Origin of the sequence: Mesorhizobium sp. WSM3868 (assembly GCF_002294785.1) — a bacterium.
GTDB lineage: Bacteria > Pseudomonadota > Alphaproteobacteria > Rhizobiales > Rhizobiaceae > Mesorhizobium.
Genome location: NZ_NSGB01000016.1, coordinates 47797 through 70005, shown reverse-complemented (window position 1 = coordinate 70005; position 22209 = coordinate 47797). Strand labels below are relative to the sequence as shown.

General features: G+C 64.2%; 22 protein-coding genes, 1 pseudogene and 1 riboswitch. Of the genes and pseudogenes, 13 read left to right on the top strand and 10 right to left on the bottom strand.

Annotated elements, in window-relative coordinates:
- Nucleotides 1-5 precede the first annotated feature (5 nt).
- A complete protein-coding gene (locus CK221_RS22755; protein ID WP_095779346.1) occupies nucleotides 6-800 on the top strand; it encodes a 1-acyl-sn-glycerol-3-phosphate acyltransferase in 795 nt (264 codons plus the stop codon).
- Nucleotides 801-807: 7 nt separating this feature from the next.
- Here the strand turns inward: CK221_RS22755 and CK221_RS22750 are convergent, their stop codons facing one another.
- The 3 genes from CK221_RS22750 to CK221_RS22740 all read right to left on the bottom strand — a co-directional run bounded on the left by CK221_RS22750 (nucleotide 808) and on the right by CK221_RS22740 (nucleotide 3181).
- The gene (locus CK221_RS22750) at nucleotides 808-1428 is read right to left on the bottom strand and encodes a LysE family translocator (RefSeq protein WP_095779345.1); all 621 of its coding nucleotides are present in this window, start codon (nucleotides 1426-1428) and stop codon (nucleotides 808-810) included.
- Nucleotides 1429-1570: 142 nt separating this feature from the next.
- Nucleotides 1571-2518 carry an aldo/keto reductase gene (locus CK221_RS22745; protein ID WP_095779344.1) on the bottom strand — a complete coding sequence of 316 codons (948 nt, stop codon included), beginning with the start codon at nucleotides 2516-2518 and terminating at the stop codon, nucleotides 1571-1573.
- A 132-nt stretch (nucleotides 2519-2650) separates the two neighbouring features.
- Nucleotides 2651-3181 carry a gamma-glutamylcyclotransferase gene (locus CK221_RS22740; RefSeq protein ID WP_066990269.1) on the bottom strand — a complete coding sequence of 177 codons (531 nt, stop codon included), beginning with the start codon at nucleotides 3179-3181 and terminating at the stop codon, nucleotides 2651-2653.
- 124 nt (nucleotides 3182-3305) lie between these two features.
- On the opposite strand from CK221_RS22740, the gene CK221_RS22735 reads away from it, so the two are divergent.
- Nucleotides 3306-4304, top strand: a complete 999-nt coding sequence (locus tag CK221_RS22735; protein WP_095779343.1) for a DUF2125 domain-containing protein — start codon at nucleotides 3306-3308, stop codon at nucleotides 4302-4304.
- 7 nt (nucleotides 4305-4311) lie between these two features.
- Nucleotides 4312-5259, top strand: coding sequence for a sugar kinase (locus tag CK221_RS22730; RefSeq protein ID WP_095779342.1), 948 nt, complete (start codon nucleotides 4312-4314; stop codon nucleotides 5257-5259).
- Here CK221_RS22730 and CK221_RS22725 read toward each other — a convergent pair.
- Nucleotides 5256-6194 carry a prephenate/arogenate dehydrogenase family protein gene (locus CK221_RS22725; protein WP_176477939.1) on the bottom strand — a complete coding sequence of 313 codons (939 nt, stop codon included), beginning with the start codon at nucleotides 6192-6194 and terminating at the stop codon, nucleotides 5256-5258. The two genes, CK221_RS22730 and CK221_RS22725, sit on opposite strands and share 4 nt — an antisense overlap.
- Nucleotides 6195-6200: 6 nt before the next feature.
- The gene (gene hisC / locus CK221_RS22720; protein WP_095779341.1) at nucleotides 6201-7304 is read right to left on the bottom strand and encodes a histidinol-phosphate transaminase; all 1104 of its coding nucleotides are present in this window, start codon (nucleotides 7302-7304) and stop codon (nucleotides 6201-6203) included.
- A gap of 135 nt (nucleotides 7305-7439) precedes the next feature.
- A riboswitch (SAM riboswitch) is annotated at nucleotides 7440-7517 on the top strand.
- A gap of 89 nt (nucleotides 7518-7606) precedes the next feature.
- Here hisC and CK221_RS22715 point away from each other — a divergent pair.
- The 5 genes from CK221_RS22715 (at nucleotide 7607) to CK221_RS22695 (ending at nucleotide 12493) form a co-directional block, all read left to right on the top strand.
- Nucleotides 7607-8776: a homoserine O-acetyltransferase gene (locus CK221_RS22715; protein WP_095779340.1), complete on the top strand. Its 1170-nt coding sequence runs from the start codon at nucleotides 7607-7609 to the stop codon at nucleotides 8774-8776.
- A gap of 88 nt (nucleotides 8777-8864) precedes the next feature.
- Entirely contained in the window at nucleotides 8865-9479 is a 615-nt protein-coding gene (gene metW, locus CK221_RS22710; protein ID WP_066990286.1) for a methionine biosynthesis protein MetW, read from the top strand.
- Nucleotides 9476-10246: a Stf0 family sulfotransferase gene (locus CK221_RS22705; RefSeq protein ID WP_095779339.1), complete on the top strand. Its 771-nt coding sequence runs from the start codon at nucleotides 9476-9478 to the stop codon at nucleotides 10244-10246. Before metW ends, CK221_RS22705 begins: the two co-directional genes overlap by 4 nt.
- A gap of 120 nt (nucleotides 10247-10366) precedes the next feature.
- Nucleotides 10367-11356, top strand: coding sequence for a glycosyltransferase (locus tag CK221_RS22700; RefSeq protein ID WP_095779338.1), 990 nt, complete (start codon nucleotides 10367-10369; stop codon nucleotides 11354-11356).
- 201 nt (nucleotides 11357-11557) lie between these two features.
- A complete protein-coding gene (locus tag CK221_RS22695; RefSeq protein ID WP_095779337.1) occupies nucleotides 11558-12493 on the top strand; it encodes a glycosyltransferase family A protein in 936 nt (311 codons plus the stop codon).
- 43 nt (nucleotides 12494-12536) lie between these two features.
- Here the strand turns inward: CK221_RS22695 and CK221_RS22690 are convergent, their stop codons facing one another.
- From CK221_RS22690 to CK221_RS22680, 3 genes and pseudogenes are all read right to left on the bottom strand, one after another.
- Nucleotides 12537-13334: a DUF1194 domain-containing protein gene (locus tag CK221_RS22690; RefSeq protein ID WP_095779336.1), complete on the bottom strand. Its 798-nt coding sequence runs from the start codon at nucleotides 13332-13334 to the stop codon at nucleotides 12537-12539.
- Between the two features lie 59 nt (nucleotides 13335-13393).
- Nucleotides 13394-15196, bottom strand: a pseudogene (locus CK221_RS22685) (ABC transporter ATP-binding protein/permease); the annotation flags it as partial.
- Between the two features lie 118 nt (nucleotides 15197-15314).
- Complete coding sequence (locus CK221_RS22680; RefSeq protein ID WP_095779335.1) at nucleotides 15315-16085, bottom strand: methyltransferase domain-containing protein; 771 nt, start codon at nucleotides 16083-16085, stop codon at nucleotides 15315-15317.
- 99 nt (nucleotides 16086-16184) lie between these two features.
- Here CK221_RS22680 and gloB point away from each other — a divergent pair, with 99 nt between their 5' ends.
- Both gloB and CK221_RS22670 read left to right on the top strand, forming a co-directional pair.
- The gene (gloB, locus tag CK221_RS22675; protein ID WP_095779386.1) at nucleotides 16185-16952 is read left to right on the top strand and encodes a hydroxyacylglutathione hydrolase; all 768 of its coding nucleotides are present in this window, start codon (nucleotides 16185-16187) and stop codon (nucleotides 16950-16952) included.
- A gap of 10 nt (nucleotides 16953-16962) precedes the next feature.
- On the top strand, nucleotides 16963-17394 hold the full coding sequence (locus CK221_RS22670; protein WP_095779334.1) for a cupin domain-containing protein: 432 nt from the start codon (nucleotides 16963-16965) through the stop codon (nucleotides 17392-17394).
- Here the strand turns inward: CK221_RS22670 and CK221_RS22665 are convergent.
- Together CK221_RS22665 and CK221_RS22660 are read right to left on the bottom strand one after the other, a co-directional pair.
- Nucleotides 17391-18062, bottom strand: a complete 672-nt coding sequence (locus tag CK221_RS22665) for a lysoplasmalogenase (RefSeq protein ID WP_066990310.1) — start codon at nucleotides 18060-18062, stop codon at nucleotides 17391-17393. The genes CK221_RS22670 and CK221_RS22665 overlap by 4 nt on opposite strands.
- Before the next feature lie 137 nt (nucleotides 18063-18199).
- Nucleotides 18200-18991 carry a DUF3108 domain-containing protein gene (locus CK221_RS22660; RefSeq protein WP_095779333.1) on the bottom strand — a complete coding sequence of 264 codons (792 nt, stop codon included), beginning with the start codon at nucleotides 18989-18991 and terminating at the stop codon, nucleotides 18200-18202.
- A 254-nt stretch (nucleotides 18992-19245) separates the two neighbouring features.
- Between CK221_RS22660 and rpmB the strand changes: the two genes are divergently transcribed.
- The 3 genes from rpmB (at nucleotide 19246) to CK221_RS22645 (ending at nucleotide 22195) form a co-directional block, all read left to right on the top strand.
- Nucleotides 19246-19542, top strand: coding sequence for a 50S ribosomal protein L28 (gene rpmB / locus CK221_RS22655; RefSeq protein WP_066990317.1), 297 nt, complete (start codon nucleotides 19246-19248; stop codon nucleotides 19540-19542).
- Nucleotides 19543-19652: 110 nt separating this feature from the next.
- Entirely contained in the window at nucleotides 19653-20330 is a 678-nt protein-coding gene (locus CK221_RS22650; protein ID WP_095779332.1) for a queuosine precursor transporter, read from the top strand.
- 86 nt (nucleotides 20331-20416) lie between these two features.
- A complete protein-coding gene (locus CK221_RS22645; RefSeq protein WP_095779331.1) occupies nucleotides 20417-22195 on the top strand; it encodes a polysaccharide biosynthesis protein GtrA in 1779 nt (592 codons plus the stop codon).
- Nucleotides 22196-22209 lie beyond the last annotated feature (14 nt).

The window sequence follows — 22209 nt, the reverse complement described above, 5'->3', positions numbered from 1 at the left end:
CCCGCATGCTCATTATCCGCTCGCTGGCGTTCAACCTAGCCTTCTATCTCAGCCTGGTCGTTCAGATGATCTTCTGGACGCCCTTCTATTTCCTGTCGCCCCGCCACCGCGCCTGGTTCGTGCCGAAATTCTGGTCGCGCACCTCGATGTGGCTTTACGACAAGATCGCCGGCACCAGGAGCGAAATCACGGGCGCCGAGAACCTGCCTGAGGGGTCCTTCATCCTGGCGCCGAAGCATCAGTCCTTCTGGGACGCGATCGCCTTTTTCCCTTATCTCGACGACGCCTTGTATATCCTGAAGCGGGAACTGACCTGGATCCCCTTCTTCGGCTGGTACATCATGAAGATGCGCATGATCCCGGTCGACCGCGGCAGCCGCTCCAAGGCGCTGAAAGCTGTCGTTGCCGCGACAAGGCAGGAGATGGCGCGCAACCCGCGTCAGCTTATCATCTACCCGGAAGGCACTCGTCGCCCACCGGGCGCCGAGCCGTCCTACAAATACGGCATCGTCGAGCTCTATACCCAGCTGGGCGTTCCCGTGGTGCCGGTCGCCCATGTCGCCGGCCTCTACTGGCCGCGCCGCAAGTTCATGCGATATCCGGGCACCATCAAGGCCCGTTTTCTGCCGCCGATTCCTCCGGGGCTCGACAAGGAGGAGTTCATGCAGCGGCTGATCGGCGAGACCGAGACCGCCTGCGACGAGCTGCTGGTCGAGGCCTCGCGCGCGCCGAACCCGCCGCCGATGCCGCCGACGGCGGTGAAGCGGCTGGCGGAGCTCGGCGCTGCGGCGAAGGCCTGAGCTCCCCTTACGGCAGCCCCGCCAGTGCAGTCGTCAGCACCAGCGTCGCCGCGAAGACGAGATTGATGATCCGCGACGCCAATGGATCGCGCAGCAGCCTCGCGAAAATCGTCCCAGCGAGAAGCCAGAGCACATGAATGGCGACGATCATCGCTGCCAGCACCAAAAGTTTGGCCGACATCCCGAGCCCGTCGACCGTCGATGAAGCTCCCGCGAAGACCGCGCCGATCGCCACATAGGCTTTCGGGTTGGCGACGGCGAGCATGAAGCCGCCGAAAAAGGTGGGACGCGCCGTCGCATTTCCGCCTTGGGCAAGCGGCGGCGCTGTCGCGATCCTGAAGGCAAGGTAGAGGATGTAGATGGCCGAAGCGACGGTCAGCAGCGGCGCCAGCCCAGGCACCGAGGCGAGCATGCCGAATATCCCGGCGGCCACTACCAGGAGCACGGCCGTCGTTCCAAGCACGATGCCGGACGTATAACCCAGCGAAGGCCGCAGCCCGAAAGCGGCGCCGACGGCGGTGACGCTGATCGTCGCCGGACCTGGGCTACCCCTGACAACGGTCGCCGCCACGACGAACGCCAGCACCTGCTGCCAGGGCTGCGCTTCAGACAGAACGTCTCCGGTCATCCCGAACCTCAATTCCTGCCGCGATCGGGCAGGAATTATCGCGAGGTACCGAAAAGGTCTTGAACGATCGTGCGTGGGACCTACTGCACTAACACATGTCGGATCCAGGTCAGGGCCGGCATCCCCTGAATATCGACACGCCTTAAGCGCTGGCGCGATCGAGCGCTGCGATGTCGTCGGCGGAAAGCTTGAGCGATGCGGCGCGGATCAGGCTTTCCATCTGTGCGGGCGTCGTGGCGCTGGCAATCGGCGCGGTGATGCCCGGCCGCGCCATGATCCAGGCGAGCGCCACTTCGGCCTGCTTGGCCGAATGGCGCCCGGCCGCGGCATCGAGCGCGGAGAGAATGCGCATGCCGCGCTCGTTGAGATACTCGGCCACGTCTTCGCCACGCTCGCTCCGGCCAAGGTCGGCCTTGCTGCGGTATTTGCCGCTGAGAAACCCCTTGGCCAGGCTGAAATAGGTGATGACGCCGAGGCCTTCAGCCTTGCACAGGTCGAGCAGCGGGCCGTCCAGCGAAGAGCGATCGTACAGATTGTATTCGGGCTGCAGAACCTCGTAACGCGGCAGGCCCCGCAGGCTGGCGACATCGAGGGCCGCGCGCAATTGCCCCGCATCGAGATTGGAGCAGCCCGGATAGCGGATCTTGCCCTTCTCGAGCAGGCGCTGATAGGCGCCGAGCGTTTCCTCGTAAGGCGTGGCCGGGTCCGGCCAGTGCGACAGATAGAGGTCGATGACGTCGGTCTGCAGCCGCTTGAGCGATTGGTCGACCGCCTTTTCGATATAGGCTGCGGAGAGGTCCCGCCTGCCCTGTCCCATGTCGGAGCCGACCTTGGTGATGACGACGATGCTGTCCCGGTTGCCGCGGCTCTTCATCCAGTTGCCGATGATGGTTTCGGATTCGCCGCCTTTGTTGCCCGGCGCCCAGCGCGAATAGGCGTCCGCCGTGTCGACTGCGTTGAAGCCGGCCTCGGCAAAGCGGTCGAGCAGGTCGAACGAGGTCTTCTCGTCGGCGGTCCAGCCGAAGACGTTGCCTCCAAGGACCAGCGGCGCGATGGAAAGGTCGGTGCGACCGAGACGGCGTTTCTGCAAGACTGATCTCCGTGATGCTGGGAAGGGCCTGGATGCCCAGGGATTGGAATTGTCGGGATGGATTGCGGCTAAGCTAGGTCTTGCCTTGCCCAGGTCAAAGGCATGGTTCTGCTTTTTGATCGGGCCAGATCTTCACGAAGGCGCGACCTGCCGCCCCACCTCTTCCAGCCAGTGGTCGCGGATGCCGAGCGCCCTCAGATGCTCCACTGTGCTCAGGACATAGTCTTCGTTCCTGCCCGATTGGCCCACGGCGCCGCGCACGACTTTTGCCGCATGGTCGGCGTCGAGCCCGCCGGCATATTGCTCATGCGCGCGGTCGACGATGTAGGCGACCGCTTCGACCGTTCCGCCTTGTCCCGCCCCATCCAGCCGGACATCGAGAGTGCGTTCGAGATAGACGCTGGTCACCAGCTCGCGCTCGCGCAGATAGGAAAGCACTTCGTCACGCAAATCGCCGGGCACGCGGAAGGCGAGCCCGACGCAGGAGCCGCCGCGGTCGAGGCCGAGCACCAGGCCCGGCCGCTCACGCGTACCGCGATGGACGAAGGAATAGACGCAGAGCGACCGGCGGAAGCCGTAAAGACGGGCGCGCCGCGTCTCGACATGTGCGAAACCGGGCCGCCAGATCAGCGACCCGTAGCCAAAAACCCAAAAATCGCCCATATCGCCAAGCCTGATTGCATTCGAGTGACGACACCACACCGGTAAGGTGCTTCTTCTGTCCCCGCTTGTCGTGCGTAAGAACAACCACCCGCTCGCCGCATGAGGGGTTAACGAGAGCCGCAGCATGACGTCAAGTGACGAGCGATCGCGCAAACCTCGCCGCCGGCTGTTCTGGCTTGCGGCGTTCATCTTGGTGCTGTTCGCGCTCTACAGCGGCGGATGGTTCTATCTCGCCGGCAAGGTCAAGACCGAGGCCGAGCGGGCCGTGGCCGAGCTTGGAAGCAAGGGCATCAAGGCCGACTGCGCCAATCTCACGGTCAGCGGTTATCCACTGGACTTCACGGTCGCCTGCGACAGCCTGGCCTATCAGGACGATGCCAGGAATGTAGCGGCCTCGACCGGCGATATGAACGTCGTCGCTCGCATCACCCAGCCTCTGTCGCCCGTGGCGAACCTGCGCGGGCCGTTGCGGACTGTGGCGCCGGGCATGCCGCCGCTTTGGCTCGACTGGGACAAGCTGCACGCCACGGTCAAGCTGTCATGGCCGCTTCCGCGCCGCATTTCGCTTCAGGCGGAAGGCTTGTCTGGACAGACCGATCCGGCCGACGACACCGATCCCGTGCAACTGTTCAGCGCCGGCCAGGCGGCCGGCCAGCTGCAGCCGAACGGCCAGGACCTCGTCTATACCGGCAGCTTTGGCGACCTGAAGATCGACGCGGAAGCTGTCGGCGGACGCGTGCTGCCGGAACTCGACGGCGCCGGCGAAGCGACAGTGAAGAACGGCGTCGCGCTGATTAAGGCGCCGCCGAAAAGCCTGCGCGGCCAGTCGGTCGAGATTGCCAGCCTCGACGTGTCATCAGGCACGGCGCGCGTAACTGTGTCCGGGCCGATCTCGATCGACGCCGACGGCCTGATCGATGCAAATCTGTCGATCAAGCTAAAGGACCCGAAGGCCGTAGCGGCGATCCTCGCCGGCGCCATTCCCGAGCACAAGAGCGAGATCGAGCAGGGTTTTGCCGGCATTGCCATGCTCGGCAACCAACCGTCCATGCCGCTCAAGATCGTGAAGGGTAAAGCTTCGCTTGGCTTCATCCCGCTCGGCAAGATCAAGCCGGTCGATTGAGACTGCGATGGCCGGACCGATCAAACTGCTCAGCGTCGGCGCGTTCACCCTCGACACGATCCTGCGTGTCGAGATGCTGCCCGCGCATCAGGGCAAGTTCATCGCCAGCGACGGTGTCCAGATCGCCTCCGGCATGGCGACGAGTGCGGCCTGCGCCGCGCATCGCCTCGGCGCCGATGTGTCGCTTTGGGCGAGCGCGGGAGACGATGCGGTCGGCGACCGGCTGATCGCCGAGATCGAGGCGGAAGGCGTCGACTGCAGCCTGGTCCGCCGCGTCGCCGGCGCGCGCTCGGCGCTGGCCGCGATCCTGGTGGATGCCCATGGCGAGCGCATCATCGTGCCCTTCTATGACAGCAGGGCGCAAGCCGATCCCGACACGCTGCCGCTTGCCGAATTTTCCGCCTTCAACGCCGTGCTGGTGGACGTCCGCTGGCCGGGCGCCGCCGCACTTGCCTTGGCAGCCGCGCGGGATGCCGGCCGTCCGGCGATCCTCGACGCCGACACGGCGCCGATCGACGTGCTCGAGCGGCTTTTGCCGTTGGCCTCGCACATCGTCGCCTCGGAGCCGGCGGCGCGGATCGTCTGCGGCCATGCGCTCGATCCGGAAAGCGCATGCGCCGATCTCGCCTCGCGCACCGACGCCTTCGTTGCGGTAACGGGCGGCGCTGCCGGAACCTGGTGGCATGACCGGGGAACCGGTCGCGTCCGGCATGTCGAGGCGCCGAAGGTCAAGGCGGTCGACACGCTCGCCGCCGGCGACGTCTTCCACGGCGCCTTCGCCGTCGGGCTTGCCGAAGCCATGCCGCCCGAGCAGGCGCTGCGCTTTGCCAGCGCCGCCGCCGCGCTTAAATGCCTGCGCTTCGGCGGCCGGCTCGGCGCTCCGAACAGAGCCGAGACAATGGCCATGATGGCGGCGCACTGGCCCCCATCGGGACAGATCGAGCAGAAGGCCTAGGGCTTGGCCCGCGGGTGCTCTACGGCCTGACGGCCGAAATCCGGGACATCGATATCCTGGCCGGCCTCGATGATCGAGCGGCGGATGGCGCGCGTGCGGGTGAACAGGTCGAACAGCTTTTCGCCGTCGCCCCAGCGGATCGCCCGCTGCAGCGAGGCCAGATCCTCCGAGAAGCGCGCCAGCATTTCCAGGATCGCGTCCTTGTTATGCAGGCACACGTCCCGCCACATGGTCGGGTCGGAAGCGGCCAGTCGGGTAAAGTCGCGAAAACCGGAAGCGGAATACTTGATGACTTCCGTCTTGGTCACCGATTCCAGGTCGTCGGCGGTGCCGACGATGTTGTAGGCGATGATATGCGGCAGATGCGAGACGATGGCCAGGGTCATGTCGTGATGCTGCGGGTCCATCGTGTCGATGTTGGAGCCGCAGCGCCGCCAGAATTCGGAGAGCTTTTCCAGCGCCTCCGGATCCGTGCCCGGCAGCGGCGTGAAGATGCACCAGCGGTTGTCGAAGAGATCGGCGAACCCGGCATCCGGCCCGGACTTTTCCGTGCCCGCCAGCGGGTGCCCGGGGATGAAATGCACACCGACGGGCACATGCGGCTGCATTTGCGCGATCACCGAAGCTTTGGTTGAGCCGACATCGGTAAGGATCGCGCCTTTCTTCAGCGCCGGCGCGATTTCGGCCGCGACCTCGCCGGACGAGCCGACCGGAACCGAGACGATGACGAGATCCGCGTCGCGCACTGCGTCTTCGGCCTCGGTCGTGTAGGAATCGCCGAGACCCAGTTCCTCGGCGCGCTTGAGCGTCGATTGGCTGCGCGTCGCGATAGCGATGTGGCGCGCCAGGCCTTCGCGGCGGATGACGCGGGCGAGCGACGAACCGATCAGGCCGATGCCGACCAGCGCTATTCTTCCGAACATCGGTGCTGTCATGGTGCTTCAGCTTTTCAGAAATGTCTGGAGCGCCTCGACGACGCCGCGATTGGCCTCCTCGATGCCGATGCTCATGCGCAGCGCGTTGGAAAAGCCGTAGCCGGTGACGCGCCGCAGGATGTAGCCACGCGCACTGAGATAGTCGTCCGCGGCCGCTGCCGAATGCTTTTTGTTGTCGGGGAAGTGGATCAGCACGAAATTGCCGACGCTGGGCGTCACGCGCAGCCCGAGCCCGGTCAGTTCCTCGCTGACCCAGGCAAGCCACTTCTCGTTATGCGCCACGCTGCGTTCAATATGGGCGCGGTCGCGGATGGCCGCGATACCGGCCTCGATCGCGGTCGCATTGACGTTGAAGGGCCCGCGCACCCGGTTGATGGCATCGACGATATGCGCCGGTCCGTACATCCAGCCGATGCGTGCGCCGCCGAGGCCGAGCTTGGAGAAGGTGCGGGTCATGACCACGTTCTCCGAGCTCCCGGCCAGCTCGATGCCGGCTTCATAGTCGTTGCGCCGCACATATTCGGCATAGGCCGCGTCGAGCACCAGGAGCACGCTCTTGGGCAGTCCGGCATGCAGCCGGCGCACCTCCTGGAACGGCACATAAGTGCCGGTCGGATTGTTGGGGTTGGCGAGGAACACGATCCGCGTCGCCGGCGTCACCGCGGCGAGGATTGCGTCGATGTCGGCGCGCTCGTCCGTCTCCTTGACCGCCACCGGCTTGGCGCCGGCGGCTTGGATATAGATCTTGTAAACCATGAAGGCGTGTTCGGTGAACACGGCCTCGTCTCCTGGCGCGAGATAGGTCTGCGCCAGCAGCCCCAGGATCTCGTCGGAGCCATTGGAGCAGACGATGTTTGCCGGATTGAGGCCGTGCACATCGGCGATCGCCTCGCGCAGCCGGCGGGCGGAGCCGTCGGGATAAACGTCCAATTTGGCAGCCACCTCCCGGGCGGCCTCGATCGCCTTCGGCGAGGGCCCGAGCGGATTCTCATTGGACGACAGCTTGTAGACCTTCGTCACGCCGGCCGGCGCGGTACTTTTTCCCGGCACATAGGCCTCGATGTCCATGATGCCCGCGCGGGGCGTCGGACGTGGCTGATCCTGCTTCATGTCACAAATCCGTCGAGAGGCCCTGGTTCGAGGCCGCAGCGGAAATACAGGCCGTGGCCCCGAATGTCGAGGGCCGGCGCGCTCGCGCGTAGGCAGACCGTTGACGAAGCGCGGCGCTGGCCCTAGAAGAACAGCCGGATCTCCCGTGGTGATTTGGCCGGTCGGCTTGCAGCCACGTTAAACAATTCGCTAAAGGGCCGTTTGCAACCTGTAACCGGCTTTGCGAAGGCAGGCCGGTTTTTTGTTGTCCGTTGCCGGCCGGACACCGTATCGAAATCGATGCGGACTGGATGGGGAATGCAATGGCCGCTCAGCGCGCTCCAAGGACCAACCACGAGGCCGACCAACCGTCGAGCCCGGTGTTGCAGTTCGGTCCCGACAAGCCGCTAAAGCTCGATGCGGGCACCGTGCTGTCGCCGTTCCAGGTCGCTTACCAGACCTACGGCGCCCTCAACGACGCCCGCTCCAACGCCATCCTCGTCTGCCACGCGCTGACCGGCGACCAGCATGTCGCCAGCACCAACCCGGTGACCGGCAAGCCGGGCTGGTGGGAGGTGCTGATAGGCCCCGGCAAGATCATCGACACCAGCCGCTTTTTTGTCATTTGCGCCAACGTCATCGGCGGCTGCCTCGGCTCCACCGGCCCGGCCTCGACCGATCCGGCGACAGGCAGGCCCTATGGGCTCGACCTGCCGATCATCACCATCCGCGACATGGTGCGGGCGCAGCTGATGCTGGTCGATCATTTCGGCATCGAGAAGCTGTTCTGCGTGCTCGGCGGCTCGATGGGCGGCATGCAGGTGCTGCAATGGGCCGCAAGCTACCCGGAACGCGTCTTCTCCGCGTTGCCGATCGCCACCGGCGCCCGCCATTCCTCGCAGAACATCGCCTTCCACGAGGTCGGGCGGCAGGCCGTCATGGCCGATCCGGACTGGCACGGCGGCAAATATCTCGATTTCGGCAGGCGGCCGGAAAAGGGCCTCGCCGTGGCGCGCATGGCCGCGCACATCACTTACCTCTCGGAAGCAGCGCTGCACCGCAAGTTCGGCCGCAACCTGCAGGATCGCGAGGCGCTGACCTTCGGCTTCGACGCCGATTTCCAGATCGAAAGCTATCTGCGCCATCAGGGCATGACCTTCGTCGACCGTTTCGACGCCAACTCCTACCTCTATCTGACCCGCGCTATGGACTATTTCGACCTTGCAGCCGACCACGGCGGACGGCTGGCGGATGCCTTCGCCGGCACCAAGACACGCTTCTGCCTCGTGTCGTTCACAAGCGACTGGCTGTTCCCGACCGAGGAAAGCCGCTCGATCGTGCATGCGCTGAACGCCGCCGGCGCGTCCGTCTCCTTCGTCGAGATCGAGACCGATCGCGGCCATGACGCTTTCCTGCTCGACGAACCGGAATTGTTCGCGGCCATCAACGGCTTCATAGCCTCGGCCGCGCGCGCAAGGGGGCTCAGCCTATGAACGGCGCGCGATCTCTGTGTCCTGGCCGCACTTCTGAGGCGCCGAGATTCCCATTGGCCGCAAATGCTCAAAGGCCGGAGGTGTGCCCATGAGCGTTAATCGCGCCCAGCGCGTCGACCTCGAAGTCGTCACCGATCTCATCCCGCCGCATTCGCGCGTGCTCGATGTCGGCTCCGGCGATGGCGTGCTTCTGGAGGTTCTGCAGGCGACCAAGCAGGTTGATGGCCGCGGCCTGGAGCTGTCACAGCGCGGCGTCAACGAATGCGTGGCGCGCGGCCTTTCCGTCGTCCAGGGCGATGCCGACAAGGACCTCGAATTCTACCCCGACAAAGGTTTCGATTTCGTCGTCCTGTCGCAAACGCTGCAGGCGACCCGCAACCCGAAGCTTGTGCTCGACGAGCTGCTTCGGATCGGCAACCGCGCGATCGTCTCCTTCCCCAATTTCGGCCATTGGCGCGTGCGCTTCTCGCTGCTGATCAAGGGCAGGATGCCGGTCACCAAGGACCTGCCCTATTCCTGGTACGACACGCCGAACATCCACTTCTGCACGATTCGCGACTTCGTCAATCTGTGCGAGGAGCTCGGCGCGACGGTCGAGAAGGCGACCGCGCTCGACGCCAACGGCCAGAAGATCGGCCTATCGATGCCCTGGTGGTTCTGGAACTTCTTCGGCCAGCAGGCGGTGTTCTTGCTGAAACGATGATCTCGCTCGATCTCTTTCGACGCCGGCCGGCCGTGGTTCAAATCCCGTCGGAAATTCTGTCGGAGATAAGCACAGGGATTCTTGTGTGCACTTCGCCGCGTACCGGCAGCAATCATCTTGCAGGACTGATGGCTTCCGCCGGGCTGGGCAATCCACTGGAGTGGTTTGGCGGGCGCCGGCTGCTCGAACAGCCAGGCTATCCGCGCGATGCCAGAGGGCAGCTTCTGAGGGCGCTGACGGAAGGACGGTCCTCTTGCGGAATCTACGCGATCAAGCTTTTTGCGAGTCAATTCGCTCAAGTTGCCAAGAAGGTGAACCTCCCCGCCAGTCTTCCCAACCTTCACTATGTGCGCCTGACGCGCAGCGATCTGCTGGGTCAGGCTATCTCATGGGCGCGTGCGCGCCAAACCCGCAGATTCCGCTCTAGCGAGGTCAATCGCGCATCCCCACGCTATGACGGCGAGGCTATCGCCGAATCGCTTGAAAAGATTCTGATGGAGACTCTGGCTTGGGACCGGTGGTTCGCGAAAAACGGGCTGTCCGTCCTTGCGCTAACTTACGAGCAGGTCCAGCAAGACCCGAGAGGAAGCCTCGAGAAAATTGCCCAGTTGGCCGGGGTCGAGCCTGTCTGGGGAACGAATCTCGTGTCGGGCCTCGAAATCCAACGCGACGCGACCAATGACGAATGGCGAAAACGTTTCCTGTCTGAATATGCCGACCCGTCCAGCTTCCAGCACAGAAAAAAGCGTGGCTTCCTGAAGATCTAGAAACTGGGGCTTCATGCGATTGAAGCGCAGACTTGCAAATAGAATGGCACCGAGAATCGTTTGACGGCATACTCCGCACGGCTACCGCGACTGTACCGGCAAAACTGGTGGTGATTATCTATGGCTGAACACCCGATCTATTCGATCGTCATGGAGATGGAGAACGCCAAATCCATCGACTGGGACGAGATCGGCCTGGGGCTGAAGTCACTGGCGCGCGAAATCGCGGCTGTTTCCGCTAGCGGTTTTACAAGGCCAAAAGTTGTCGTGTCGCATGGCGGGCCCGATTCGGACGGCAGCTTGCTGCAAGCGAGCATTGAAGCTGAAGCGCCTGAATTGATGCAGGTTACCGACCTGACAATCACAGCTTGCCCCGACGGTCGGTATTACGAACTCAAGAACAACGGCGTGCTTTTGACCGAAGGAGACATCGTCGTTTTCCTGGATTCGGACACGGTCCCTCAGCCAGGTTGGCTTTCAAATCTGCTGCAGCCGTTTCAACAGCCGCAAACCGTCTGCGTGAACGGCCATACCTATCTGTCCTATGACGACTTCTTCTCGAGAACCTTCGCCTTGATCTGGTTCTTCCCGATGGCCCGCGGAGATGAAAGATTCGCCTCGAAGCGGGCGATCAATGCCAACAATGTCGCCTTTCGGCGCCATTGGATCGTCAGCCACCCTTTCCCGGCACATAACGGCTTCAAGGTGTCTTGCACGTTGCTGATGCACCAGCTTCGGCGCGAGGGCCACAAGATCGTCAACGTTGATGCGCGCGTCTACCACTACTCTCCGCGCGGCTGGCGGTTCTTCTATTGGCGCGCGTTGGTGACCGGCAGGGACGCCGACCGCAAGTTCGTCGCGCTTCATGCCCCCAGTCGCAGCCAGCGGATCGTCAAGTCGTTCAGTCGCTGGTGGACCATGTCGTGGCGCACGACGCGACGCGTGCTCAGCCACGCGGCGCAAACGGGTATGCCTCTTTGGCAGATTCCGTTTTCACTGGTGGTAGGCCTGGCCTTTTATACCCTGGCATTTCTTGGTCATTTCAGCCTCGCTGCCGGTCTCGTAAGCGACAAAATCGAAACCGTGCCTGACTATGTCGGGCATAGTTGAAGGATAAACCGCCGCGAAGTGTTGCTTTCAAACCGCATGACTTTGAGGAAACACGCTCTGAACTTGACCCCGATGCGACACCTCAGGTGACATAGGCGGCTCTTTTCTGTAGCGTTTGCCGAATCCATCCGGGGGCGGACATGGAGGCAGGTGGTGCGAGTATCTTACGGTCATCGTTTATCTGCCCATAACGAAAGTTAGATGCCGACTGCCTCCGACCCAGCTCCGCTGATCACCGTGATCACGCCGACGCACAACCGGCGAAGCCAGGTTGTGCGCGCGGTGGAAAGTGTTCTTGCTCAGACACTTACCCGCTTCGAGCACATCGTTGTCGACGACGGTTCGACCGACGGAACGGCCTTGGCGCTGGCCGAGATTCGCGATCCCAGACTGATCTATGTCGGCGCGAAATGGCGCGGCGCCAATGCAGCGCGCAACGCGGGCATCGAGCGCGCGCGGGCGCCGGTCGTCACCTTTCTCGATTCGGACGATGTCTATCTGCCGGACCGCCTCGACCGGACGCTGTCGCACTTCGACAGAAACCCCTCGCTCGAAGTGCTGATCAGTTCCTTCATCTCGGTCAAGGGCGGCCGCAGCACCAAATGCATCAATCGTCAGGCCTTGCTCGACAAGAGCAGGCTGCAGCGCGCCCTGGTCTCGCAGACGATCTTCATCGCTGGCTCGGCGATCACCGCCCGGCACGAATCGCTGCTTGCGATCGGCGGCTTTGACAGCGATATCACGCGCATGCAGGACCGCGAATTGCTGCTGCGTTTTGCCAACCGCAGCGGCGCCTTGCTGTCGGATGATATCGACTGGAAGAAATACAATTCGGAAAATTCGATCTCCGGCCGGCGCGACGGCTATGTCGAGGCCTACGCCAACCTGATCGGCAAACATCCTTATATTGCCGACCGCTATCCCGACGTGCCGCCCTATATGATCGCGCGGCAGATCATCGCCGACATATTGAAGGGGAGGCTGCCACAGGCCTTTTCGGGCTATCTCGCCAATCGGTCGTCAAAGGCGCTCGGCTACTCGCCGACCGAACTGCTGCGCGGCTATGTCGTCGGCCGGCGCTGGCGCCGCGATTGCTATGACGAGTTCCGCGCCAGATACGGCGCCCGGGCGGCCTGAGGCACAGCGCGGCGCTCTGGCCGAAACAGTGCAAATGGGGACTTCACCGATCCAGCTCCGGAAAATAAGGATCGGAAAACCGCTGCCGCAGCCGTTCGCCAAGCAGGCAGTCGGTCGGCGCCTCCGAATCGACGCGGATGCTTCCGGCGTCGCCGATCCCGCTCACCTCCTGGATCAGCTTGCGGCGGATAGCCGTCGAGAATTCCGACGCCGCATAGATCGGCAACACGAACGAACCGGGGCCGCCGGTGACGCAATCGGCATAGTAGCGGTCGAGACGAATGACGCTCGGCGACGGACTGATCAGGATCGGCAGGCCGTTGACCACGATGCCCTTGGCCAAAGCCGCATCACGGATCATCGCGACGGGCAGCCCGGCATTGTTGGGTCCGTCCCCCGATATGTCGATGACCCGGCGCGGCGCCGAGTAGCTGTTTTTCTCCAGAAGTCCGGCGCCGAATCCGAGAGCGCCTGAAATCGACGTGCCGCGAAAGCTCCGGAATGGACGACCCGCGATCTTGTCGGCGAAGGCGTTGGCGCTGTCCGCGCCGTCGATCACTTGCCAGCCAATCACGCCGTCGTCGCGCACGACGCCCGCCCATTCGAAATAGGCGAGCGCGATGCGGCCCCTCGGGCCCGAGCGCACGGCGCTGATGAAGTCGGGATGGCGCAGCGCCTCGACATAGCCGGCGCGCTGCAGGGCGAACTCTTCTTCGTCCATCGATTGCGAGATGTCGACGGCCAGCACGAGTTCGACATCGACGGCAGTGCCGCCGATTGCAGGCATTGGCGCTGCCTCGGCGCAGGCAAGGCATGCAAGCAGGCTGAACAGCTTGAGCATGGCAGGCTCCACCACGCCGGGATTCTTCCCGGCGATCGCGGCGAAATAAAGTATTTCTTGGCGCGCGCGGCAACAGGCGGGGGTTCGATCGCCCCGGCGCGGAGACGGGCCGGCTTCAGCGCCGATCCGCTGCTGTCCTTGACGATGGTGAGCGCGCGCGGGAAGAACTGGTTGTTGTGCAGACCGCGCCCGATATTGAGGATAGCGGCGTGCGGCAGTCTGGCCTGCAGCATCGCCAGCACGCGCCGAAGCGTGGCGCCGTCGAACGTATCCAGCGCTTCGTCGATGATCACCCATTTCGGCTTCCTCAGCGCCAGCCGGGCAAAGGCGAGCAGCCGCTGCTCGTCGTCGGCCAGCTCATGCTCCCAGCGCGCCGAGCGGTCGAGCTGGAACGAGAGGCGCTCGAGGCCGACTTCACCGAGCACGGCGGAAATCTCGTCGTCGTCGATCTTGGTGCCTTCGGCATGGTTGAGCACGTCGCGCAGCGTGCCGAGCGGGAAATAGGGGGTGCGCGGCACGAAGAACGGTGTCTCTCCGGCCGGCATGCCGATGCGGCCGCCGCCCCACGGCCAGAGGCCGGCGATGGCGCGGAAGAACAGCGTCTTGCCGGCGCGCGGATCGCCGGTGATCATGACGCGCTCGCCAGCCTTTATCTCGACCTCCGTCTCCGCAAGCCTGGTGCAGCCGTCGGGCGAGGCGACTTCGAGCTTGTCGAAAGTCAGCGTGCCATTTGCGTTTTCGCCGAACGCGATGCGCTTTTGTTTGGCATGCAGGATGTCCGTTTCGCCGAGCGCAATGCGAAAGTCGGCAACGCGCATCAGCGTTGCCCGCCAATCGGCGATGGCGCCGATGTTGTTGATGAACCAGCGCAGCGAGGAATTCACCTGGTTGAAGGCGCCGACCGCCATCATCAAACCGCCGAAGCTGATGTCGCCTGCGAAATAGACCGGTGCGGCGACCAGAATCGGCGCCACCACGGTGATCCAGCCATAGGCGTCGGTAACCCAGGACAGGTTGATCTGGGCGCTGTAGATGCGCCGCATGGCGTCGAGCACGCCGCCGAGGTCGAGCTCGAGCTGCCGCCTGGCGTCCGCCTCGCCATGGGCGAGCGCGATGGCGTCGACATTCTCGTTGACGCGGACCACGGAGGAGCGCAGCACGGCCTCGCGCGTGTAGCGATCGCTGTTGAAGCGGATCAGCGGCCGGCCTACCAGCCAGCTCAGCCAGGAGGCGATGCCGGCATAAAGGATCGCCGCCCAGACCATGTAGCCCGGTATTTCCAGCGAATGGCCGCCGACATGGAAGACGAAGCCGGAAGAGAGCTCCCACAGCACGCCGATGAAGGATACAAGCAGGATGAAGGATTGCAGCAGGCCGACGCCGAGATCGGTCGACAGGTCGGAGAGATGCCCCGCATCCTGCTGCATGCGCTGATCGGGATTGACGCCGATCGTACCCGCATGGGTGAGCCGGAACGCACGCGCCGGCCGCATCCATTCATCGATCAGGTCGAGCGTCAGCGCCTCGCGCAACTTCAGCCGGATCGTCTGGTTGAGCCAGGTCTGGCCGACATTGAGCACCAGGAGGCTGCCGGCAATTGCGGCAAATACCATCAGCTGATGCAGGAAGCCCGGCAGGTCGCGCCGCGCCAGGGCATCGTAGAAAGGCTGGTTCCAGCGATTGAGCAGCACTTGCCCGATCGAGGTCGCGACGATGACGCCGACAATGCCGATCGAGGCCCACAGGAGCCGCCTGCGCACTGGGGATACCTTCAGCGCCAGCCTGATCGCCGCCAGCTGGTCTGAGAGGCGGCTCGTCTCGACTGAGAACGCGGCCTGTTCGATACTGGGCGTGTGGTCCATATGCGAGATCCCTGCTGCCAGGAACGGTCATTGGCGGCGATGCCGCACCCCGAACCCGCCTCTGAGATAGGGTGACGATTGCCGTATGACGCAAGGCTTGGCCCCGATCACGAACGCGTCATCCGCCTGCCTGCGGCACCGGGTCGTCGCCCCGACGCCCGAGCGTCGTTGCGCCCTGCGGCGAGAACACCGGCACGAAGACGCGGCGCGACGCGCGCTGCGCGACAGGCACGCCCTGGTAGAGCCGCTTCTGCGCCTCGACGACGATGACCCCGGAAAAGATCGGCCAGAGCCGCCGGCCGGCTCGCTCCAGCACGTTGTGGAACTGCATCATGGAGCGCCGCGGCGATGGCGGGAAGAACAGCGCGTCCGACCATGCGGCCGGCGTGAAATTGGCCTCGCGTAGCAATTCGGTGAGCTGGCCGCGCGAGAACGGCCGGCCGTTGCCGAAGGGCGTGTGCTCGAAACGCGCCCAGACGCCGCGCCGGTTGGGCACGACGATGACGACCCTGCCCGCCGGCGACAGCACGCGCCAGATCTCGTTCAGCGTCTCGCGCGGATTTTCGACATGTTCGAGCGAGTGGACGAGCAGCATGCGGTCGATGCAGGAATCGACCAGCGGCAGCTCCTCGTCGAAGACCAGCGCCGTCGCCGTCGGCCCCGTCGCCGGCCAGACCACCGCCCCTTGCGTCGCCGGCATGAAGGCAAAGACGCGCTCGGCATCGGCGCCGAACCGCTCCAGCCACGGTAGCGTGTAGCCGAGACCGACCAGGCGCTCGTTCGGAACGGGCGCCCATATCGACGACAGCGACATGGTGATCGCGCGCTCGGCGAGGCGCCCGAGCGTGGTCGAATAGAAGGACCGGAGATCGACGATATCGGAATGCATGCGCCGGACGGTAGCCGCGATATCCGGCGAGTTCAACAAAGGCGGATGACATCCGCGGCCGGGCGCCCTATGTCTGCGGCCACAACGGAGAGCGACGAGATGCCGGTCGAAATCGAACAGTTCATGTGCCGCACCGACAATTTCGGCGTTCTGGTGCATGACCCCAGAAGCAGGCAGACGGCGATCATCGATGCCCCGGAAGAAGCGCCGATCCTGGCTGCGATCAAGCGCACCGGCTGGTCCCCGACGATGATCCTGACCACGCATCATCATGGCGACCATGTCGAGGCCAATCTGGCCCTGAAGGAGCGCTTCAAGCTCACCATCGTCGGTCCGGAAGCGGAAAAGGCGAAGATCCCCGGCATCGACGAGACGGTCAGCCAGGGTTCCGTCATCCGCCTCGGCGAGGAAGAGATCGAGGTCATCGAGACGCCCGGCCATACCGCCGGCCATGTCTCTTACCATTTGCCGGCCTCGAAGGTGGCCTTCACCGCCGACACGCTGTTTGCGCTGGGCTGCGGCCGGCTCTTCGAATGCAAGCCGCCGCTTATGCACGAATCGCTGAAAAAGCTTGCCGCCCTTCCGGCCGAGACCGTCATCTATTGCGGCCACGAATACACATTGGCCAACGCGCGTTTCGCGCTGACCGTCGACCCCAGCAATTCAGCTTTGAAAGAGCGCGCCGCCAGGATCGAGAAGCTGCGCGCCGACAACAAGCCGACCCTGCCGACGACGATCGGCGAGGAACTGTCGACCAATCCGTTCCTGCGCTGGCACGACCCGGCGATCCGCAGGCATCTCGGCATGGAAAGGGCGAGCGATACGGACGTGTTCGCCGAGATCCGCAAGCGCAAGGATAACTTCTGAGCGTTCCTTTATGACCAGCGCCGTCGAAATCATCGCCGCGCTCGGCCTCGAGCCGCACCCCGAGGGCGGCTGGTATGCCGAGACGTTTCGCGACGCGGAAGGTGGCACGCGCGGCCATTCGACCGCGATCTACTTCCTTTTGGAGGAAGGCCAACGTTCGGCCTGGCACCGGGTCAAGGACGCGGCGGAGGTCTGGCATTTCTATGCCGGCGCGCCGCTGGCGCTCGCCATGCATGAGGAAGGCTCCGGCACCGTCGTCGAACATCTATTGGGCGCGGCACTCGCCGCCGGCGAGCGCCCGCAGATCGTGGTCCCGGCCGGCTGTTGGCAGTCGGCGCGCAGCCTCGGCGAATGGACGCTGGTCGGCTGCACGGTGGCACCGGGCTTCGATTTCGCCGCCTTCGATCTGGCCGAGCCGGGCTGGCAGCCGAAAACAGCCTAAGCCAGCAGGAAACCAAGCGTGATCGCCAACTGGGCCGCATAATAGAGCACCCAGACCGCATAGCGCATCCAGACGCGATGCGGCGAACTCGCGGCCAGCAGGAAGCGCTCTGCCGCCAGCAGCCCGTCCGATATGATGAACAGCACGGCTCCGGCGATAACCCAGGGATGGAAGGTCGTGAGCGCCGAAACACCCATGGCGAGGATCGCCCCGGCATAGACGGCGACCGGAACGCGCAGGGCAGGTCCGACGCGCCGCCAAAGCGCGGCGAGCATCGTGCTAACGAAAACCGCCAGCGCCAGCGCAATGGCGCCGCGCCAGGACTCGGCGGTGAGCAGGCCGATTCCGCCACCGGCGTTCAGGAACAAGGCGACATAGGCGACATGCGCGGCAAGAAAGCTCGCCAGCCCTCCAAGAAAGGCTTTTTCACCGTCTTGGGAGAGGAACGCGTCGCCGGCGGCGCTGAGCGCCAGCGCTGCGACGAGCAGCGGCGGACCGCCTTGCATGACGGCGAGCGCCGCCAGCAAGGCCACGGCCAGCGTCTTGGCGGCGGAACGGGCGAGGCGTGGCGGCAGCTCGAGCGCAAGGACGTAAATCGCGGCGGCGGCGATCGAGAACAAAAGCGTCGCATTGGGATTGGCGTCGATGCCGCCCGGAAACGGCATCATGCGCGCGCTCCGCCGGTCTTGCGCAGCCGCGAGGCGTCGGTGAGCAGTGCAAGCAGCGCCCACAGGGCGACCGCCGAGAAACCGATCAGTGTTGCGCGCCCCATGCCTATCCTCGGCGGCGCGCCGTGGCGCCTAACTTATTCGGCTGCTTCGAACCGTCTTGCGCTGATGGTCAGCGGGCCGATCTGGGTCCCGACCGTGGCGCGGATCGGCGCATATACGCCGGATTGGCCCACGGGTGCAAATGTCACCATCATGCGGCTTTTGTTCTTCAGGAAGTCCAGCGCCTTGCGGCCCTTGCGATAGCCCGCCACCGGCTCGAAGCCCATCTTGCAGGTGACGGTGTCGCCCTTGTAGCCCGGCACCGAGATCGAGCCTTTCGACGCATAGGTCAGCGACAGGTTGGCGCGCATCTCGCCATCGTAGAATTTGACGGTCCGCCCGCAGACCTTGTCCAGGCTGTCGGCATGGACGACGGTCGCGGCCATCGGATCGACCACCGATTTCAGGTCGCCGGAGCCGACCGGCACCCAATTCTTGGGATCGCGCTTGCCGGGCTCCGGAACGACTTTCGTCGAGGAGACGTCGCCATCGGCGAAGCGTATGTCGACCACCGATGCCTTCTTGCCGGAAGTATAGTCGGCCCGGAAGGCCCGCGGCCGCATCTGCTGGCCCGAAATCGTACCCTTCGACGAGATCGTGCCTTTCGTATCGTCGAACAGCTTGGCGATGCCGGCGGCCGAGACGGTGCCATTGATGGCAAAGGTGTCGCCGTCGTAACGGCTGGAAAACGTCGCCCTGGCGACCGAAAGGCCCAGGAACGACACGGTGTATTCGCCCTTGAAGGACTGCGGCGAGGCAGCAGCGAAGGCGGTTGAAGGCACAGCGACGGCGAGCAGCGCGGCAAGGGCGTGGGATGGGCGAAGCATGGCGGCGGCAGGTCCTTGATACTGGCGGAAACGCAACGGTTCCAGCCTGGCAATCCCTTCGCGCAGGGCTTATACGACGAATTCCGGCCTTTATATGGAGCGAGCTTGGCCGCCGCGTAGGTGCCGGAGCTTGACGTAGTGGCGAAATGCAACTATGGAACGCCAACTTTTTCCAAAGGCCGCCTGACCGAGACCGCGCGCCGCCTGGCGCGGGCAGAATGGTTTGGCAGGTTTAGAACTGAAGGTTAGACAAGATGTCCCGCACCTGCGAGCTCACTGCCAAGGCAGTCCAGACCGGCCACAATGTGAGCCATGCCAACAACAAGACCAAGCGTCGCTTCCTGCCGAACCTGGTCAATGTGACGCTGATTTCCGAAGTGCTGAACCAAAACGTTCGCCTGCGCATTTCGGCCAACGCGCTGCGTTCGGTCGAGCATCGCGGCGGGCTCGACGCGTTCCTGGCCAAGGCCGACGCCAAGGAGCTGTCGCAGCGCGCTCGCCTGCTGAAGAAGCAGATCGCGAAGAAGCTCGCCGAGCAGTCGGCCGCCTAAAACTCTCTTTTCAGGCGGGGGACGACCGCCTCGAGCACCGGCTCCAAACTGGTGCTCGGACCTGAGCGCCGTCATGACGCTCGGCTGGTTCCATTACCCAGGATAAAAAAATGAACTTCCTTTCACGATACCTGCCTTTCGTGGCCGCCATGGCGCTTGTCGTCGTGGCGTCCAATATCCTTGTCCAGTTCCCGATGCAGGGCCAGATCGGCGGCCTGTCGCTGGCCGACCTGCTCACCTGGGGCGCCTTCACCTATCCTTTCTCCTTCCTGGTCACCGATCTTGCCAATCGTCGCTACGGCCCCGCGGTGGCGCGCAAAGTGGTCTTCGTCGGCTTCATGACGGCGGTCGTCTGCTCGATCCTTGTTCCGCCCTTCCTGTTCCGCCACGGTCTGATCGCGTTCGAGACCGCCGCTGACCGGCTGGTGCGAATCGCGGCCGCGTCCGGCGCCGCCTTCCTCGCCGCACAACTGCTCGACGTAACGGTGTTCAATCGTCTGCGCCGGCAAAGCTGGTGGCGCGCGCCGATCGTCGGCACGCTGGTCGGCTCTGTCTTCGACACGGTGGTCTTCTTCGGCGTCGGCTTCTCCGCCGCCTTCGCCTTTGTCGGGCCGAACGACGGCTTCGCGCTGGAGACGGCACCGCTGATGGGCGTGCTGCCTGTCGAAACCATGCGCTGGGTGTCCTGGGCGCTGGGCGATCTCTCGGTCAAGCTGATCATCGCGGTGGTGGCGCTGATCCCCTACCGGCTGCTTGCCGCCCGCTGGAGCCAGCCGGCCATCGCCTGACCCTTCTAGCGGCCCTTCGCGGCTTTACGCTTTGTTACGGCCATTGGTGCAGGATCGCCAAAACGATCCAGGACATTGCCATCAGCATGACCATCCAGGGCACCGGTTGGAAACATGACCTTCTGCTTGCGCTCTGCGCGACGCTGCTCGTGCTGGGGATCAATGCGATCTCCGGCTTCCCGACCATCGCGGACCTTGGCGCCGACAATGACAGCATGCTGAGGTTGGTCGAAGTTCGCGACCTCCTGGCTGGACAGGGCTGGTTCGATCTTCATCAATACAGGATGGGCCTGACCGGCGGCTTCGTCATGCACTGGTCGCGGCTGGTCGACACCCCGATCGCGCTGATCATCTTCACCTTCCAGGCGCTGGGCGCCAGCACGGCTGCCGCTGAAAAGGCAGCGCAGATCATCTGGCCGCTTTCCCTGTATGGACTGACCATATTCGTCATCCTGCGCGCTTCCCGGCGTTTCGCCGGTACGGACGTGGCGATGCCTGCGCTGGTCCTATCCACTGCGGCGCTGTTCTTTATCGGCATCTTCCACCCTGGCACGCTTGACCACCACAACGTCCAGCTCCTGCTCACGGCAGCCAGTCTCTGGCTTATGACTGAGGCTCCCTTCCGGCGGTCAGCCGCCCTTCTGTCCGGCCTATGCGCAGGCCTCACCCTTGCCGTCGGCATGGAGACGGCGCCTTATGTGGCCGCACTTGGCGCCTGCGCCGCCGTGCTCTTCATCTTCGATGAAAGGGAACGCCAGACCGCGCGCGGCTTCGGCATCGGATTTGCCGCGATAGCCTTGGTGGTTCTTGTTGCCACCATACCGCCGTCGGCCTGGGGCGTGGCCGAGTGCGACGCCTTCTCGGCTTTCCAATTCGTCATCGCGGCGCTGTCGGGCTTTGGACTCGCGGCGATTGCGGGTCTACCCGGACAGTCGACGGCTAAGAGGCGGTTCCTCTCAATGTCCGCGTTGGCCGTTGCAATTGCGGCCGTTGCGCTCCTGTTCTTCCCGCAATGCCTGGCATCGCCCTATGCCGGCATGGATCAGCGCATTCGCACCTATTGGCTGAACGACGTCGTTGAGGCGCAGCCGTTCCTCAGCGTGGCCGTGAACGAGCCGAAGCTGATGGCGGCGCGTTATGTGACGCCCTTCATCGCAATCCTGTTGATTGGCCTTCAGCTGCGCAGCCGCCGCCTGCGCCGGGAGGAAGCCCTTACCGCCGTGCTGCTGATCGTCGCTTTCGCCGTCAGCCTATGGCAGGTGCGCGGCTCGACCTTCTCGGTTGCCTTCGCGGTGCTGCCGCTCTCGACCTGGATCGCCGGGGTTCGCCTGCAGGCAAGCGCCGCGCAGCCGTGGCGCGTCTCCACCCGCATCGCGGCGGCATGGCTGGTGTCGCTCAATGCGACCTGGGCCGGCGTCGCCGTCGCCGCGCAGTCCGTGGTCCAAAAGGCACCCGCAAAGATCAATTCCGATGCCGATCATGCGCTGACCTGCGGCAAGGCCTCGGACTTCGGCGACCTGGCCGGCATGCCGGCAACGACGGTGCTTGCGTCCTCCAATCTCGGCTCCCCCATCTTGATGTTTACCGGCCATAGGGCGTTGGCCGGCCCCTATCATCGCAATGTCGGCGGCAATCTCGCCATGCTCGACGCCTTCATGGGAACGCCGGATGCCGCCCGCGCCATCATTGAGCGCGAGCATGTCGGGCTGGTCGCCATATGCCGCGGCAATTCGGAAGAGCTTTCGCTCGCCGCCCAAGCTCCCAAGGGCCTGGCCGCGAGGCTGCTGAAGCGGGACGTTCCCGATTGGCTGGAACTGGACAGCGCGACGGCGAGCAAGCCGGTCGAGATCTACAGAGTCCGCTGAGGGCGGGCAACTTC